The following is a 15825-nucleotide window of genomic DNA, read 5'->3' as shown; positions in this document are numbered from 1 at the left end:
GCCCGCCATCGCTGCACCCGACCCACTCAGTAGTCAGGTGAACGGTACAAATTAATGACTGTGCAACCTCAGGCATCTCCTGTCGACAACGAAGTCGGCGGCACCCTGGGAAAGCGGCTCACCACGTTTGCGCGGAGCCCGCTCTTCCACGGTGACGCCCAGGTTCTCCACGACTCCAACCCCTACCGCCGCATGCTGGTGCCCGACTCCGTGGCCGAGTCGGACTTCACGCTCCCGCCGCGCGCCGACCAGTGGTCCACGCACCGCTCCCTGGTCGCCCACCGCCTCCTCGGCACCTTCTACGAGGCGGACACGGTGCTGCTCCCCGAGCAGGGGCTAGCGGACCTGCACGACGACTTCGACCTCTTCTACGGCCCCGGGCTGCGCCGGATCCGCGAGACGTCCGTCTCCGAACTGGAACGTTTCGCCTTCGACTGCCTGGACGACGCGGTCGACGTCAGCGGCGCGGGCACGACCGAGATCCTCGACGCCTACTTCCAGCACGTGGTGACCGCCGCCGCCAACGGCCCCTCGCCCGCGCTGACCGCGATCGCCGAGGCGCGCGACCGGGAGGCGGCCGCGGACCTCTACCTCGTGCAGCTCGCCCTCGACGGACTCACCGAGGCCTCGGCGATGTCGCGCAACCTCGCCGGCGCCTATGGTCCCGAACAGTCCGCGCTGTTCAAGATCTTCATCGACGAGTTCGGCTACGGCGTCTACGACGCCAAGCACACCACCATCTTCGCCAAGATGCTTCGCAGCCGGCGGATGGCCACCCATGTGCACGCGTACTGGAACTTCTATCTCGGCGGCCCGCTGGCCACCAACAATTACTATTACTACCTGTCCCGGGACCACGCGAAGTTCTTCCGCTATGCGGGAGCGGTGACCTATGCGGAGGCCGTTTTCGCACCCGCATTCGTGCAGATGGTCAAGGTCTTCCGGAACATCTTCGGCGACTCCGTCGATCTGCACTACTGCGACGAGCACGCGCACATCGACGAACACCACGGCCGCATCACCCGGGAGCAGGTCCTGCTCGCGCTCGCCGACCGGCACGGCTCGCGGGTGGTGCCCGAGCTGCTGCGCGGGATCGCCGAGGCCCGGCTGATCGGCGGCTGGTTCGAGGACGACACGGCGGCGCAGATCCGCTGGGCGGACGACCTCGCCCGGCACCGCGAGCTCGCCGGCGCCGCGTCCATCGCGGTGGCGCCGCCGCTGCGCACGGTCCTGCGGGAAGGCCACCCGTTCGGCACGCGCAACCACGACGGCGCCATGGTGCTGGAGATCGAGCGGGGCGAGGCCGACCTCGTCACGACGCCGACCGGCCCGCCGGAGCGGCTGGAGCGCGGCGACCGCGTGCTGATCCCCGCCGGACGGCTCTACGGCGTGCGCTCGGTGGCCCCCGAGTCCGTCTGCCTGCTGCACCCCGTCCTCACCGGCGGCTGACCCCGCCCCCGCACCCGCCCCGCCGCGCTCCTCCGGGTGCCTCCGACTCCCTCGACACGCGCTCTCATCGCGGCCCCGTAGCGGGCAGCACCCCGGCGTCCCCGGCCGGCCATGCCTGCGGCCGGGACACCCACCCCGCCACCCCGGCGGGCGCCTTCGCATGGCGTCCCGCCCCGTCTCTCCGCCGTCCTTCCCCCGCGCGGCGGATCCTCCCCCGCTCACGCCCCGCCATGGCCCGCGCGCCCGCCTTCCGGCTGCGCCCGAAACCCCCTAAGAGGAGCCGATGACCCGCGTCGTCGTCATGGATCTGAGCAGGTACAACACGGTGATGGTCGGCCACGACCGCTATTTCGTCCTCGACACGGACGGACGCCGGCTGCTCGTGCGCGACCACTGCCCGCACCGCGGCGGGCCGCTGAGCCTCGCCCGGCGCACCCCCGACGGGCGGCGGCTGAGCTGCCCCTGGCACGGCACCAAGGTCGGGGTCGCCGCCGTCCGGCGCACCTCCCTGCCCATGGTGCGCAGCGGCGACGAGGCCGTCGTGCTGCTGCCCTCCGACACCGGCCCGGCTCCGGTCTCGGTGATCCACAAGGAGATCCTGGCCAACCTGCCGCCGGAGGAGCCCTGCGCGGCGGACGGGCTCGTCCCGCCGGCCGCTCTGGAGCGCGACATGAACGGCGAGGCCGTCGCATGCCTCTGACACCGGAGAGCACCGCCCCGCCGCCCGCCGCCCGCCCCGACTCACCGCCCGTCTCGAGCCGAGGAGGCACGGTAGTGGAGACGACGACCCGCGACGCCGAGCTGATCGGCGGCCTGCTCCGCTGGGGCCGCGACCTGCACCGGCAGGGCCGCCACGAGGACGCGGCCCGCGCCTACGGGTTCGTCCTGGAGCTGGACCGCCAGCACGAGGAGGCGCTGATCGGGCACAACCGGGCCGTGCGCCGCACCGTCCCGCGCTGGCACTGGGAGATGCTGCACGACGAGGAGCGCGGCGAGCTGTACGACCGCGCGATCCGGCGGGCGGTCGCCGCCGACCCCGGGGCACTGGTGCTCGACATCGGCGCCGGGTCCGGGCTGCTGGCGATGATGGCCGCCCGCGCCGGCGCGCGGGAGGTCGTGGCCTGCGAGGGGGAGCCGTCGGTCGCCGAGACCGCCGTCCAGGTGGTGCGCACGGCGGGCTATGACGACGCGGTCACCGTCGTACCGAAGCTGTCCACCCGGATGCGGGTGCCGGAGGACCTGCCCCGCCGCGCCGACCTGCTGGTCACCGAGATCGTCGACTGCGGGCTGCTCGGCGAGGGCATCCTCGGGACGATCGCGCACGCCCGCGAGCACCTGCTCACCGCGGACGCCACGATCCTGCCGGGCCGGGCCCGGGTCATCGCGCAGCTCGTCGAGAGCGCGGCGCTGCACCGCAAGAACCACGTGGGCAAGCTGTACGGGTTCGACCTGGCGCCGTTCAACCGGCTGGCCACGCTGGAGTACTTCGACTCACGGCTCACCCATCACGAGCACCGCGCGCTGTCGGAGCCGCTGCCGGTGTTCGACTTCGACTTCTACACCGACGACGAGAGCCCGCGCCGGACCGCGCTGACACTGGAGCCGACCGCGGCCGGGCGGGTGCACGCGATCGCGTTCTGGTTCGAGATGGAGCTGCTGCCGGGGATCACGGTCAGCAACGGGCCCGACCAGGAACGATCCCACTGGAAGCAGGCGATCCAGTGCCTGCCCGTGCCGGTGCACGTCCAGCCGGGCGAGCCGGTCACGCTGGTGGCCGCCCACGACGGCGAGCGCGTGCGCTTCTCCGTCGACGCGGACGGCGCACGCCCGAACGCGGAGGAGGCCGCGCTATGACCGTCACCACCGGAACCTTCACCACCGGGACCGTCAGCGGCGGCAGACCGGGCGTGGACGTCGGACGCCTCGCGGGCGGGACCGTCGCGTCCGGGGACCGCGCCGGCGACCTCGCCGCGTTGTGCGCGCAGCGGATCTTCCAGCCGGGGCCCGAGGTGTACATCACCGGCAACCCCTACCGGCGGCCGATCGGCGCGCCCGGCGTGGGCGAGCGCGACTTCTCCGTCCCGGCGACCGAGGCCGAGTTCCTCGGCAGCGGACAGCTGATCGCCGGGCGCGTGCTGTGCAACGCCTACGAGAGCGACATGATCCTGCTCCCGCCGGCCGGGCTCGGCACCGCCAAGGCCGACTTCGACCTGTTCTACGGCGACGAGGTCCGGCGGCTGCGCGACAGCGTCCGGCCCGGCCTGGAGCGCTACAGCTACGCGTTCCTGGACGACGCGGTGCCCGTGCCCGCGGTGCGGACGTTCGACGAGCTGCAGGAGTACTTCCTCGCCGAGGTCGGCGGCGCCGGGGCGCCCGCGGACGCCTCCGGCAGCAACCCGGCGGTGGACCTCACCGCGCCGGTCGGCGGCACCATGCGGTTCATCACCGAGTGCCGCCACCCGGAGGAGGCGGCGGCGCTGCACCTGATCCAGCTCGCGCTGGACGCGCTGACCGAGGCGTCGGCGATGGCGCGCAACCTCGGCGGGTCCTACGGCCTCGAGCAGTCCGAGCTCTTCAAGATCTTCGTCGACGAGTTCGGGTACGGGGTCTACGGCGCCAAGCACAGCACGATCTTCAAGGAGATGCTGGCCAGCGTCGGCCTCCACACCGACGTGCACGCGTACTGGAACTTCTACCTGACCAGCTCCCTGGTCGGCGTGAACTACTTCAACTGGCTCACCGAGGACCACCGCGGCGTGTTCCGCTACATGGCCGCCGTGAGCTACCTCGAATGGCTCTTCGCCCAGGGCTTCGCCGACACCGGCGCGATGCTCCGCGCCGTCTACGGCGACCGGGTGGACGCCGCGTACTGCGACGAGCACGCCCACATCGACATCCACCACGGGCGGATGACCTACGAGAACCTGCTGCTCGGCCTGGCCAGGGCGCACGGCGACCTGGTCGTCCCCGAGCTGGTCCGCGGCATCGAGGACACCAAGCTGCTGCTGCGGCTCGGCGACGCCGACTTCCGCGCCCAGGTCTCCTGGGCCGACACGCTGGACGAGCACACCGCCGCGGGCGCGGCGCTGGCGTCCGCCGCGAACGACGACGGCGTGACCGCCACGCTCCGCCCGGACGACCCGTTCAGCACCGGCGTGCACGACTCCGACCGGCTCGTCGAGGTCACCGACGGCGAGGTGGACGTGCACGCCTGGGCGACCGACCGCCCGCACCGGCTCGGCAAGGGCGACGTCCTGCTCGTCCCGCGAAGCCGGTTGCACGGGCTGAAGGCGGCCTCCGCGCAGGCCCGCGTGACCGTACGGACCATCGAAAGGAACCCCCACGATGACTGAGCACGGCTCGGCCGGGACGTCCCCGGCGGGGAGCGGCGCCGTGTCGCCGGTCGGCTCCCACAACGAGTGGGACCCGCTCGAAGAGGTGATCGTCGGCGTCATCGACGGCGCCGCCGTCCCGCCGTTCCACCCGGCCATCGAGGCGACCGTGCCGCCGGAGGCGTGGGAGTTCTACCGCCGCAACGGCGGCGGCCCCTTCCCGCGGGAGCAGGTCGAGGCGGCGCACGCCGAGCTCGAAGGGTTCGTGGCGATCCTCGAAGGGGAGGGCGTCACCGTCCGCCGGCCCGACCCGGTCGACCAGTCCCGCTCGTTCGGCACGGCCGACTGGTCGTCCACCGGCGGGTCGTCGCACACCTTCCCGCGCGACATCGCGCTGGTGGCGGGGGACCGGATCGTCGAGGCGACGATGGGCTGGCGGTCGTACTACTTCGCCACCCACCCCTTCCGGACGATCTTCAAGGACTACTTCCGGCGCGGCGCCCGCTGGGTCGCCGCGCCCAAGCCCGAGCTGACGGAGGCGTCCTACAACCCGGGCTACGCCGCCGCCAAGCCCGCCGAGCCCGCGCCGCACGACCCGTTCCCCGCCGCGACCTCGGTGATCACCGAGTTCGAGCCGCTCGTGGACGCCGGCGACTTCATGCGGTTCGGCCGCGACATCCTGGTCCAGCGCAGCCACGTCACCAACCGGTTCGGCATCGAGTGGACGCGGCGGCTGCTGGAGGGGGAGTACCGCGTCCACGAGGTCGCGTTCGTCGACGACCACCCGATGCACATGAACGCCACGTTCGTCCCGCTGCGTCCGGGCCGGGTCCTGGTCAACCCGGAGCGGGTGCCGGAACTGCCGGAGATGTTCAAGGGCTGGGACGTCCTCATCTGCCCCGAGCCCGCCATCCCCGCGGACCAGACGATGTACTTCTGCAGCCGCTGGATCGCGATGAACACGCTCATGCTCGACCAGGAGCGGATCTTCGTCGAGGAGCGGGAGACCGAGCTGCTGCGGCTGCTGGAGAAGGAGGGCTTCACGCCCATCCCGGTGCCGTTCCGGACGGTCAACACCTTCGGCGGCGGGTTCCACTGCGCGACCCTCGACGTCCGCCGGCGCGGCGCGCTGGAGGACTACTTCACGTCCTGACCGGGCCCGGACGGCAGGCCCCCGCGCCGGGCCTGCCGTCCGCGGATCCCGGGCCCCGGCCCTGTTCCCGACTCCCCATCGAGGTCCGCATGCCCTTCCACCCGACGGCGGGCGACGACCGCCCGCTCCTCATCCTGGTCGCGAGCAGCTACTGGGTCTACCGCGCCTACATCCTGGAGTCGGTGTCGGCGCGGTACCGGCTGTGGCTGCTGAATCCGACCCCTCCCACCTGGGAGGACCCGTACATCATCGGGCACACCGTCGTCGACTGCCTCGACCTGGACAAGCTGATCGACGCCGCCCTGGCGGTGACCCGCGAGCGCGAGGTCGCCGGGGTGTTCTGCTACGACGAGGTGTACATCGAGACGTCGGCGCACCTGAGCGCGGCGCTCGGCTTCCCCGTCCTGGACCCGGACGCGGTGGCCCGCTGCCGCGACAAGACCGCGACCCGCGAGGCGCTGACCGCCGCGGACCTGCCGCAGCCCGCGTCCAAGGCCGTCGCGACGCTGGAGGCGGCCCGCGCGTTCGCCGCCGAGATCGGCTACCCGGTCATCCTCAAGCCGCGCAACCTCGGCGGCAGCCTCGGCATCCGCAAGGTCGAGCGGCCGGACGACCTGGCCGCGGCGTTCGCGCTGACCGACGGCACCCGGATGGGCGGCATCCGCCAGTTCGAGGACTACGTGATCGTGGAGGAGTTCCTCGACGGGCCGGAGATCTCCGTCGACTGCGTGCTCAGCGGCGGAACCTGCACCCCGCTGATCGTGGCGCGCAAGGTCCTCGGCGACGGCCCGCGGCTGGCGTTCGAGGAGATCGGCCACGACGTCGACGCCAACGACCCCTTGCTGACCGACCCGGCGATGCGCGACACCCTCCAGCGCGCGCACGCCGAGGTCGGGTTCACCGACGGCTTCACGCACATCGAGTTCAAGCTCACCGCGAACGCGACGCACATCATCGAGATCAACGTCCGGCTCGGCGGCGGGATGATCCCCTACCTGGGGCTGCTGACCTCCGGCGTGGACGCGCCGCTCGCCGCCGCCGACGTCGCCGCCGGACGCGTCCCCCGGGTGTCGTTCCCCAAGCCGAGGCAGGCGGCGTCGATCCGGTTCGCCTACCCGCCGTTCGACATGGAGGTCACCGCGGCGACCGCGCACCGGGAGCTGGCCGAGCCGCCGGTCCACGAGATGGCGGTCGGCGTCCAGCCCGGCGCGAAGGTGCGGCTGCCGCCGCACGGCCTCGCCCGCACCGGCTACGTCATCTCCCTCGCCCCGACCCTGGAGGAGACCCGCGCCGCCGTCCCCGACGCCGGCCGCTACTTCACCTTCGAGGGCCGTCCGCTGGAGCCGGTGTCATGAGCGCGGCACCCGCGCCGGACGCACCGCACCCGACCATCCTCGCCACCCTGCGCGAGATGAGCGGGACCGTCCGGATCCTCGTCCTCGGCAACCTGATCAGCAACCTGGCCGCGTTCCTCAACGCCTTCCTCGTCCTGTTCCTGAAGCACGAGGGGTTCAGCGCCTGGGAGAGCGGAGTCGTCCTCACCGCGCTGATGATCGGTCGGATCTCCGGCTCGGCGGCGGGCGGCGCGGCCGCCGACCGCTTCGGCTACCGGGTGACGATCGTCGGGGCCATGGCGAGCACGGCCGTGCTCACCGCGGCGCTCGTCCACGTCCCGAACATGTGGGTGGGCGCCGTCGTCGCCGCGGGCGCGGGCCTCACCGCCCAGGCGTACCGCCCGGCGGCGATGGCGTGGGTCGTGGAGCTGACCCCGAAGGACCGGCACGTCATGGTCTTCTCGGTGCTGCGGCTGACGTTCAACGTCGGCACGACCGTCGGCCCGCTGGGCGCCGCCCTGCTGCTGACCTTCGCGTCCTACGGCGCTCTGTTCTACGTGGACGCGGCGACGTCGCTGCTGTACTGCGTCATCGCCTACACGGCGCTGCGCTCGGACCGCGAACCGGACGCCCGCAAGGGCGCGGACGGCGGCGAGCGCGCCGGATACCGGCAGGTCCTGGTCGACCGGCGGTTCATGCTCGTCGTCGGCGGCCTGTTCCTCACCGCGCTCGCCTACATCCAGAGCTCGGCCGCGCTGCCCCTGTTCGTGACGGGCTCCGGCCATACGGACAAGATCTACGCGACGCTCCTCAGCGTCAACGGCCTCATCGTCATCGCCTTCGAGGTGCTGCTGTCGAAGTGGCTGCAGCGGCTGCCGATCGGCGTGCCGATGGCGCTCGGCATGGCGATGCTCGGCGTCGGGCAGCTCGTCTACACCGGCCCGACGCCCGTCGCGATGCTCGTCCTCGCCACCGCGGTGTGGACGTTCGGCGAGGTCATCGCGGCGCCGTCGATGATGGCCTACCCCGGCCTCGTCGCACCGGCCGCGCTGCGCGGCCGCTACATCGCCGCGGCGACCGTCCCGCAGCACGTCGGCTACGCCATCGGCCCCATGATCGGCATCGCCGCCTGGCACGCCTGGGGGTCGGGCGTGTGGGTGCTGACCGGGGCGTTCGCGCTGGCCGCGGCCGTGTGCACGGCGGCCGGCGCCGGGCTGGCCCGGCGCCCCTCCGCCGACCCCGAACCGGCCCTCGAACCCGCGGCCGACTGACCGGCCACCGACAGGAAGGTGAAGACCATGACCAGACCGGTCGTCGCGATCGTCCGGCCGTTCAGCTCGGCCGCCCTGCTCGCCCCCGCCCTGCGCGCGGCGGGGTTCAGCCCGGTCGCCGTGATGGACTACGCGGGACCGGCGCTCGCCCCGATGCTGTCCGCCTACGACCCCGCCGCCTACGACGCGGTCGTCAACCACCACGGCGACGTCGCCGACACCATCGCGCGGCTCGGCGCGCTCGACCCCATCGCGATCTTCCATGGGGCGGAGGCGGCGCTGCCGCTGGCACAGCGGTGCACGGACGCGCTGGTCCCCGCGCTGTCCAACGACCCCGCCCTCATGGACGCGCGGCTGCACAAGTACCGCATGCACGAGGCCGTCGCCGCCGCCGGGCTGCCCGTCCCCCGGCAGATCTGCGCGACCGACCCGGACGAGGTCGCCGCGTGGATCGAGCGCGAGGGACTGACCGGCCAGGACCTGGTCGTCAAGCCCCCGGCCAGCGCGGGCACCGTCGGGGTGAGCCGCGCGCCGCGCGGCGAGGGCTGGCGCGAGCTGTTCACCGGGATGCTCGGCACCCGCGACAAACTGGACGTGCTGACCGAGGAGGTCCTCGTCCAGGAGCGGCTGACCGGCACCGAGTACGCCATCGACACCGTCAGCCACGACGGCCGCCACTCGATCACCGACATGATCAAGTACAGGCGGGTGCCGTTCGGCGAGGGCATCGCGGTGTACGACAGCGTCGAGTGGCTGCCCTACGACACCGGCGCCTACGGCGAGCTCATCGACTACGGCCTCGCCGCGCTGGACGCGGTCGGCCTGCGCAACTGGGCCGCGCACACCGAGATCATGATGACCCCGGACGGGCCGCGGCTGCTGGAGGTCAACGCCCGGCTCGCCGGCGCGGGCAACCCCGCCGTCACCGAGATCGCCACCGGGTCCAGCCAGATCACCCGGACGCTGGACCTGGTCCGCGGCCACGGCGCCGGCATGCCCCCCGGCTACACCCTGCGGCGCAACGTCATGGCCGTCTTCCTCATGTCGCACTCCACCGGCGTCGTCCGCAACGCGGAGATCTACGACCTCGCCCGCGACCTGCCCAGCTACCACTCTCCGGTCGGCGTCGTCGGCACCGGCGACCACGTCGACGCCAGCACCGACATCTTCGCGAGCATGACGATGGGCTACATCATCCTCGCCCACGAGGACGCCGAGCAGATCTACGCCGACCGCGAGGCCATCCGCAAGATCGAGAAAGACCTGGTCATTGACCCCGACGCCTGAAGAAGGTCCCATGATGGTCACCCAGAAGTACCTGGACGCGTGCGCCGACGAGCACGGCGGCATGCGTCACGTCATGGCGGCCGCCCCTCTGCCCGAGGTGTTCGCCGGCGCCTGGGGCGGCTACCTGCTGCCGCGGCCGCTGTTCGCCCCCGGGGACGAGTTCCGCCGCGCCACCGCCGACGTCATCGACCTGTTCACCCTGCTGAGAACCCTGCCGGACCGGCTGTTCGGCGGCGACCGCCGCGCGTTCTGCGCCGCCATCGGCGCCGACGAGCAGCGCACCGCCGTCATGACCGCCGCCGCGCACGAACCGATCCTGTACGGCCGCGCCGACCTCTACCAGAGCGAGGACGGCTACCGGCTGCTGGAGCTCAACTCCGGCAGCGAGCTCGGCGGCGTCGACATCAGCGAGGTCAACCGCGCGCTCCTCGACACCGAGCCGTTCGGCGCGTTCGCCAAGGAGCACGACCTCTCCCACGTCGACACCCCGGCGGCCATCGCCCGCCACTTCATCGAGGCCACGCAGAAAGAGAACCCTGTCGTGGCCGATCTGGAAGCCATCGGCGCCATGCCCGTCTACCTGGGCCTGCACCGTGCCTTCCAGGAGACGATGAAGCGGTACGGAGTCGAAATCCTCCTCGGTGAGGCCGACCAGGTGCAGTACCGGGACGGCCGCCCCTACCTCCAGGACCGTCCCATCGACCTCGTCGTTCGCTACTTCTCCGTCAACCAGATGGTGAAGGACCCCCGCAACGTCGAGCACGTCCAAGCCCTGGAGCGAGCCCACGAGGAAGGCAAGGTCGTCCTCTGGACGCCCTTGTCGAACTCCATGTTCTCTTACAAGAGCTGCCTGGCCCTGGTCTCCGACCCGGACGTGCGCGCGGACCTGTCCGCCGAGGAGAACGCCCTCATCGACCGGATCCTCCCCTGGACGCGCATCCTCACCCCGGACCTCGTCGACCAGGTCCGCGCCGAACGCGAGCACATGATCCTCAAGCCCTTCGCGAACCTCGCGGGCCAGGGCATCCACGTCGGCTGGGACCAGACCGACCGGGAATGGGCCGAGAACCTCGCCGCCTGCGACGGCCGGACCCACATCGTGCAACGCCGCGTCGTCCCCGTCACCGAACCGGTCATGGACCCGGCGACGGGCACCGTCCACGACTACCGCGCCGTCTGGGGTCCGTTCCTCTTCTCCGACGGCTACGGCGGCGCGTTCTGCCGGACCGTCCCGGTCGGCGGCACCTCCGTCGTCACCCTCAACAGCATCAAGGGCCGCAGCACCTCGGCGTTCCTCTACTGACCGTCCACGGGCGCCCGGCCGATCGCCGGGCGCCCGGCGAGGTCAAGCCCCGGGCCGTCGGCCGGCCTCACGAACCTCTGACGGGACGATCGACGCGGTACACGACGTGCTCGGGACCGTCGGCGGGGTTGTCCGGCTCCATCTCCCCCTCGCCGACCCGCCGCATCCCCGCCCTCTCCAGCGCCCGCCACGACCGCCGGTTCGCGGCCGACACCGGAACGATGACGCAGCTCACGTCCGGGTGACGCGCCCAGATACCGGCCACCACCGCCCGGATCATCTCCGTGCCCAGCCCCCGCCCGGTCTGCTCCGGATCACCGACGAGATAGTCGATGGTCATCGCGCCCTCGGGCACCTCGACGACCGCGGCCATCTCGGCGGCGTACTCGGGATAGTCGGCGAACAGGCTGCACTGCACGAGACCGAACGGCCGCCCGTCCGCGAACACCAGAAGGTCCTCCGACGGCTCTTCCCCTTTGGCGGCCGGCCCGAAGTCACGCATCACGGCCTCGTCCGACGTCTCGTGATTCCACCACCGTGCCACGTGAGGCTGTTCCAGCCACCGCCGCAGCAACGCGAAATCTCCCACCTCAAGACGCCGCCACGTGAAAACAGGACCCGTCACGGACCAACGGTAACCCGCCCAAAGAGCTGCTTCCCGAGCCCTGCCTCCGGTCTGCCGCCATCTGAAGACAGAACGCCGGACCGTGCCCCTCACCCCGCCGCCGCGAGGGCGCTCTGCCGCCCCCGTTCTACTCTCCGCCGCCACCCGCCACCGACTCGAACAGTGCCTCCGCCTCGGCGACCGCCTCCGCCAACGTCCCGGGCACCAACCCGCCCAGGATCGCGTCGACCCCCCGCAACCCGGCCCGTCCCAGCAGCCGTTTCTCGTTGGTCACCCATTCGCCCCGGCCCGCGAGAACGGCGTGCGCCGTGCACATCGCCGCCGTCGCGAGCGCCCCGGCGACCTCGGTGACCTGCCCGCGCGGCACGAACGTCCCCTTGACGTACTCGAGCGTCAACGCCGCCCGCTCCCGCCACACCGCCGGAGCCGCCGCCCGCAACGCCTCCGGATACCCCGGACGCGGCAGGTCACCCCGCAGCACCCGGTTGATCGCCAGCTCGGCCACCACGAGATAACTGGGAATGCCCGCGAGATGGAACATCAGTGGCTCCCAGCGGAACCGCCCCTGCTCCGCCTCCCCGATCTCGCGCTCCACCACGTCCAGATCCCGGTAATGGACGTCGACGCGCCTGCCCTCGATCCTCAGCCAGGCACCACCGTTGAACACCCCGCCGCCCCAGTCCCCGATCCCGGAGACCTCTCCGTCCCACCCAAGAGACCGCAGGTCACCCGGGTCGAACCCACCGCGGTAATAAACCGCGAAGTCCCAGTCACTGTCCGGCGCATGGGTGCCCTGCGCGCGGGACCCGCCGAGCGTGACGGCCCGCACCGCGGGCAACCCGGCGAGCCGCCCGGCGACATGGTCGACGAACACCTGATCGTTCACGAGAGGGCCGCCCCAACGAGAGAATGACGAATACCCCGGACACCGGGCCCCGTCCAGACCGATACACGCACGCTCCCCTCAAGATCATAACGCCCACCCCGGCCCACCCCCGCGCCTGCGGTACGATCGAGCCCGTCCGCCGACCCGCGGGGCCTTAGCTCAGTTGGTAGAGCACCGGCTTTGCAAGCCGGGTGTCAGGGGTTCGAATCCCCTAGGCTCCACACACCAAAAGGCCCAGGTCAGAACCAAAGTCCCGACCTGGGCCCACACCCCTCAAGATCTCTTCTTCCGCTTCCGTGCCCGTTGCGTGCCCGATCGCTTCTTGCCCTTGAGTTCAGCCTTCGCCATCGCGCTCAAGGTGTCCGCGATCTCCCGATGACGCTCGTCCGTCGCATGAAGGTAGATCATCGCCGCACGGTCGATCGCGTGCCCCATGCGCTCCTTGAGTTCGGGGAGCGTCGCCCCCGCGTGCGCGGCGCCGCCATCCTCGCGCACGCCGCGTTCATCCCAGGCTGGGATGGACGCCGCGACGAATACCTAGAGCGCATCCGAGCCGCTCGCACCTACGCACGCCGCAGCCCCGCAACGGCCGAGTTCTGGGCATGGCTGGACGCAGTCGAAGCCGAATGCGAAACCCGATGCGGTCACCCACGCGAGGCCCTACGCCTGATCAACCACGCCGAATCCCTGTTGGCGGAAGGCAGCGGACACGCCGCGCCGGAATGGTTCAACTGGTTCTCACCGGTCAGCCTGGCCTCCTTCAAAGGCGACACCCAACTCAAGGCCGGGCAGCCCGCCCAGGCCCACGACACCCTGCGCGGCGTCCTGGAGGCCATGGGCGACACCAACGCCAACCAGCGATCAGTGATCCTCGCCGACCTGGCCGCCGTCGAGATCGCCCAGCGCAACCCCGACGCCGCGTGCACCTACGCCGAACAAGCCTTGGACCAGCTGGCGATCACGTGGTACGCGACCGGCATGGAACGCATCCACCGCGTCCGCCGCGCGCTCGAACCCTGGGCCGACTCCCCAGCAGTCCGCCGCCTCGACGACCGCCTGTACGGATGGCAAACAACCCTCAGCGCCCTTCAGCGTTGAACCGGGCGACACGGCCCGGAAGCTCGGCCAGCGAGTCAATCCGCATCGTCGGAACGCAGCCGGCTTCCGGGTCGTCCTGCTGAATGACCCCCCACGGCCCCCGCCGGACCAGCGCCGTCCGCAACCCCACCCCGGCCGCAGGCAAGATGTCGTTGTCCAACCGGTCACCCACGTACAGGATCTCGCCCGCCTCACACGGCGCCGCCTCCACCACGCAGTGGAAGAACGTGGGATCCGGCTTGGACACACCCCAGTCATCCGACGTCGCGATCAGATCACTCGGCAGCCCCAACGACCGCAGGATCCCACCGGCCCGCACCGTCTGATTCCCCGCGATCCCCACCCACACCCCAGCCCCACGCAGTTCGGCCAGCGCCGGACGAGCATCCGGATACAGATCATCCTCACCGAACGTCTCAGGCCGCCCCACCTCAGCCCGCGCCTCACGCTGCTCGGTCAGGTCGAACCCCGGCGCGAACACCTGGAACGTCTCCCGGTAGTCCAGCCCCCGCGCGATCACCGCACCGAACATCGCCGAGAACGTATGCCGAGGCACCCCCAACCAATCAGCCCACGTCCCATACTCCCGAGTCTCATTCACCAAACACTCACCGACATCGAACACCACAGCCCGGATCATGCCGCCGCCGTTATGAGCGAACTCGCACGTGTGCTCGACGGTCCGGCAACAACGAGCGTCACCTCGCCACAGGGCGAGCCTTCACGGATCACTCATTCACGGAAGAAAGTCTAGTCATGCCTCATGGCAAGGCTGAGGCGCCACCGTCCGGCCCTGACGAGCGGATCGAGAGGCGCATGGTGCGACGATCGCTCAGGTCGGGCTGGCCTGGGCGCTTCAGCAGGAGCCACACGTGCTGGTCATCCCCGGCACCGGGAACCCGGACCACCTCGCCCAGAATGTGAGCGTGGGAACACGGCGGCTCTCCTACGAGGAAATGGCCCGGCTCGTCCTACACAAAGCCGAAACTTCGGTGACGACGAAGCTGTCACGCCGAACGAAGGCGGTTGCGCGGGGCATTTCAGAAGACTGGGCCCATACGTGTTTGCCGCGCCGCCGCCTCAGTCGACGAACAGTTCCGTATCCGGGCACGGATCGAGCGCCGAGGCGGGCCGATCCGCCCACACCCACCAGAGGTGGCGCTCCTCGCATTTCCAAAGCGCGCGGCAGGTGCGCTTGCCATCTTCCTCACGGTCCATGAGGACCAGGCCACCGCCTGTCAACGCCTGGCCACAGGTCGGGCAAATGGGTTCACCAGTGGGCATGGCATCAACAGTACGAGTTGTTCAGGCCACCGTTGGGTATCGCGCGGCTCCAAGGTCTTCGGACAACTCGTGGACGAGCGCTTCTTCGTTCAGTCGAGAGACCATCCCCTGGGTAAGGGGTCGAAGCGCGTAGATGTCCCGCACCACGTCAACGTCGATGGGGGTCTCGTAGTAGTCCTCGGCGAAACGCTGGAATGCCTCGGCGGACGGGTCGGTGAACAGCCTGAACAGGTAGGCCGAGCCGTCAGGGTCACCGTTCTCGTACGGGTAGGCGACCTCGCCCATTTGCCAGCGATCTCCATCGGCTTCGTGCCAGAGACGGGCTCATGACCGACTCGTGGGCGAAGCCCCGAACATAGGCACCGGCCTCAGAGAAGACGATCGAGTACTCGTCTCCGGAGCCGTTGCGCATGGAGGCCAACTCCTCACCGGGGCTCCAGTTCCCGTCGAAGGTGTGATGGCGTCTTTCCCAATCGGGACTTAGGATCGCCTCCAGCACCGCCATGGAACGGCAGAGGTCGCGGAGCGTGGCGATATCGGGCAGTTGGGAAGCCACCTGTAGTGCGGTCATGCCTGGCATTCAACCGGATGCCAGGGACATCCAGCCCGATACGAGAAGGCGCGGCCGTTCTCATGCCACTCGATGCGAAGTTCTTCGGCCTCCACCGACACCGGTTAGCGTCCACGGAAGTGGTGTATGGGGTCTGTGTGACCTTCTGCCGGGTTTTGGCCTGTGTGGGCGTGTCACCGTGACATGAGGACGGCCACCTCGTGATCCTTCGAGTCGACCAAGAGCACGAAGG

16 protein-coding genes, 1 tRNA gene and 1 pseudogene are annotated in these 15825 nt (G+C 70.7%); 12 read left to right on the top strand and 6 right to left on the bottom strand.

Annotation, left to right across the window (positions count from 1 at the left end; all coding sequences use genetic code 11):
* Positions 1-198: 198 nt before the first annotated feature.
* From E1291_RS17025 to E1291_RS16985, 9 genes are all read left to right on the top strand, one after another.
* Positions 199-1449, top strand: a complete 1251-nt coding sequence (locus E1291_RS17025; RefSeq protein ID WP_165495153.1) for an iron-containing redox enzyme family protein — start codon at positions 199-201, stop codon at positions 1447-1449.
* 283 nt (positions 1450-1732) lie between these two features.
* On the top strand, positions 1733-2149 hold the full coding sequence (locus E1291_RS17020) for a Rieske (2Fe-2S) protein (RefSeq protein ID WP_131738790.1): 417 nt from the start codon (positions 1733-1735) through the stop codon (positions 2147-2149).
* Positions 2150-2223: 74 nt separating this feature from the next.
* The gene (locus E1291_RS17015; RefSeq protein WP_165495152.1) at positions 2224-3303 is read left to right on the top strand and encodes a 50S ribosomal protein L11 methyltransferase; all 1080 of its coding nucleotides are present in this window, start codon (positions 2224-2226) and stop codon (positions 3301-3303) included.
* A complete protein-coding gene (locus tag E1291_RS17010; RefSeq protein WP_131738788.1) occupies positions 3300-4802 on the top strand; it encodes an iron-containing redox enzyme family protein in 1503 nt (500 codons plus the stop codon). The genes E1291_RS17015 and E1291_RS17010 overlap by 4 nt, the downstream gene beginning before the upstream one ends.
* Positions 4795-5934 (top strand): amidinotransferase, encoded by a 1140-nt coding sequence (locus E1291_RS17005; RefSeq protein WP_131738787.1) that lies wholly within the window; start codon positions 4795-4797, stop codon positions 5932-5934. Before E1291_RS17010 ends, E1291_RS17005 begins: the two co-directional genes overlap by 8 nt.
* A gap of 89 nt (positions 5935-6023) precedes the next feature.
* Complete coding sequence (locus E1291_RS17000) at positions 6024-7289, top strand: ATP-grasp domain-containing protein (RefSeq protein ID WP_131738786.1); 1266 nt, start codon at positions 6024-6026, stop codon at positions 7287-7289.
* Entirely contained in the window at positions 7286-8539 is a 1254-nt protein-coding gene (locus E1291_RS16995) for an MFS transporter (RefSeq protein ID WP_131738785.1), read from the top strand. Before E1291_RS17000 ends, E1291_RS16995 begins: the two co-directional genes overlap by 4 nt.
* A gap of 27 nt (positions 8540-8566) precedes the next feature.
* The gene (locus E1291_RS16990) at positions 8567-9826 is read left to right on the top strand and encodes an ATP-grasp domain-containing protein (protein ID WP_131738784.1); all 1260 of its coding nucleotides are present in this window, start codon (positions 8567-8569) and stop codon (positions 9824-9826) included.
* A 10-nt stretch (positions 9827-9836) separates the two neighbouring features.
* Positions 9837-11129, top strand: a complete 1293-nt coding sequence (locus E1291_RS16985; protein ID WP_131738783.1) for a hypothetical protein — start codon at positions 9837-9839, stop codon at positions 11127-11129.
* A 67-nt stretch (positions 11130-11196) separates the two neighbouring features.
* Here the strand turns inward: E1291_RS16985 and E1291_RS16980 are convergent, their stop codons facing one another.
* Together E1291_RS16980 and E1291_RS16975 are read right to left on the bottom strand one after the other, a co-directional pair.
* Positions 11197-11718: a GNAT family N-acetyltransferase gene (locus E1291_RS16980; protein ID WP_278045267.1), complete on the bottom strand. Its 522-nt coding sequence runs from the start codon at positions 11716-11718 to the stop codon at positions 11197-11199.
* Between the two features lie 163 nt (positions 11719-11881).
* Positions 11882-12640 carry a nucleotidyltransferase domain-containing protein gene (locus tag E1291_RS16975; protein ID WP_131738781.1) on the bottom strand — a complete coding sequence of 253 codons (759 nt, stop codon included), beginning with the start codon at positions 12638-12640 and terminating at the stop codon, positions 11882-11884.
* Positions 12641-12788: 148 nt separating this feature from the next.
* Here E1291_RS16975 and E1291_RS16970 point away from each other — a divergent pair.
* Positions 12789-12861, top strand: a tRNA-Ala gene (locus E1291_RS16970).
* Positions 12862-12913: 52 nt separating this feature from the next.
* Here the strand turns inward: E1291_RS16970 and E1291_RS43270 are convergent.
* A complete protein-coding gene (locus tag E1291_RS43270; protein ID WP_207400773.1) occupies positions 12914-13135 on the bottom strand; it encodes a hypothetical protein in 222 nt (73 codons plus the stop codon).
* Between E1291_RS43270 and E1291_RS16960 the strand changes: the two genes are divergently transcribed.
* Positions 13109-13738, top strand: coding sequence for an NsdA family TPR-like regulatory protein (locus E1291_RS16960; RefSeq protein WP_131738780.1), 630 nt, complete (start codon positions 13109-13111; stop codon positions 13736-13738). The genes E1291_RS43270 and E1291_RS16960 overlap by 27 nt on opposite strands.
* Here E1291_RS16960 and E1291_RS16955 read toward each other — a convergent pair.
* Complete coding sequence (locus E1291_RS16955; RefSeq protein WP_131738779.1) at positions 13719-14378, bottom strand: HAD family hydrolase; 660 nt, start codon at positions 14376-14378, stop codon at positions 13719-13721. The genes E1291_RS16960 and E1291_RS16955 overlap by 20 nt on opposite strands.
* Before the next feature lie 184 nt (positions 14379-14562).
* Between E1291_RS16955 and E1291_RS44655 the strand changes: the two are divergent.
* Positions 14563-14694 (top strand): annotated as a pseudogene (locus E1291_RS44655) (aldo/keto reductase); the annotation flags it as partial.
* A gap of 124 nt (positions 14695-14818) precedes the next feature.
* On the opposite strand, the gene E1291_RS43975 reads toward E1291_RS44655, so the two are convergent.
* Positions 14819-15022 carry a dehydrogenase gene (locus E1291_RS43975; protein WP_131738778.1) on the bottom strand — a complete coding sequence of 68 codons (204 nt, stop codon included), beginning with the start codon at positions 15020-15022 and terminating at the stop codon, positions 14819-14821.
* Between the two features lie 21 nt (positions 15023-15043).
* Positions 15044-15307, bottom strand: coding sequence for a hypothetical protein (locus E1291_RS43970; protein ID WP_242614201.1), 264 nt, complete (start codon positions 15305-15307; stop codon positions 15044-15046).
* Positions 15308-15825 lie beyond the last annotated feature (518 nt).

The organism is Actinomadura roseirufa (assembly GCF_900659635.1).
GTDB classification, from domain to species: Bacteria; Actinomycetota; Actinomycetes; order Streptosporangiales; family Streptosporangiaceae; genus Spirillospora; species Spirillospora roseirufa.
This window is presented reverse-complemented; position numbering and strand designations above follow the sequence as displayed.